Source organism: Mycobacterium intermedium (assembly GCF_002086275.1).
GTDB classification, from domain to species: Bacteria; Actinomycetota; Actinomycetes; order Mycobacteriales; family Mycobacteriaceae; genus Mycobacterium; species Mycobacterium intermedium.
Genome location: NZ_MVHT01000284.1, coordinates 1 through 773 on the forward strand (window position 1 = coordinate 1; position 773 = coordinate 773).

Annotated in this window: 1 protein-coding gene; it reads left to right on the top strand. The window is 69.6% G+C overall.

The annotated features are described in order from the left end of the window. Positions 1-773 (top strand): zinc-binding dehydrogenase (locus BST27_RS30695; RefSeq protein ID WP_139805514.1); only part of this gene is annotated, 773 nt, incomplete at both ends.

The window sequence follows — 773 nt, forward strand, 5'->3', positions numbered from 1 at the left end:
GCCGCGGCGGTGACCACCGCGACGGCGACCGCTTGGTACGGGCTGCAGGACCTGGCCCGGATCAAGGCCGGGGACAAGGTGCTGATCCACTCCGCCACCGGCGGCGTGGGCCAGGCCGCGATCGCGATCGCGCGTGCCGCGGGGGCCGAGATCTACGCCACCGCGGGCAGCGAGAAGCGCAGGCAACTGCTGCGAGACATGGGCATCGAGCACGTCTATGACTCGCGCAGTGTCGAATTCGCGACGCAGATCCGCCGCGACACCGACGGCTATGGCGTGGACATCGTGCTGAACTCGGTGTCCGGTGCCGGGCAGCGGGCCGGCATCCAGCTGCTGGCGGTCGGTGGCCGCTTCGTCGAGATCGGCAAGCGCGACGTCTACGCCAACACGCGCATGGAGCTCTTCCCGTTCCGGCACAACCTCACGTTCCACTACCTCGACCTGGGGTTGATGGCGGCCAGTCAGCCGGCGGCCGTTTCCGAGTTGTTGGGCACGGTGTACCGACTGACCGCCGAAGGCGTGCTGCCCAAGCCCGAGAAGACGCATTACCCGCTGGCCGAGGCGGCCACCGCGATTCGCGTGATGGGCGCGTCTGAGCACACCGGCAAGCTGATCCTGGACGTGCCGCACGCCGGGCGCAGCAGTGTGGTGCTGCCGCCCGAGCAGGCTCCGGCGTTCCGGGGCGACGGCGCGTACATCATCACCGGTGGTCTGGGCGGTCTGGGCTTGTTCCTGGCCGAGAAGATGGCATCCGCGGGCGCGGGCCGTATCGT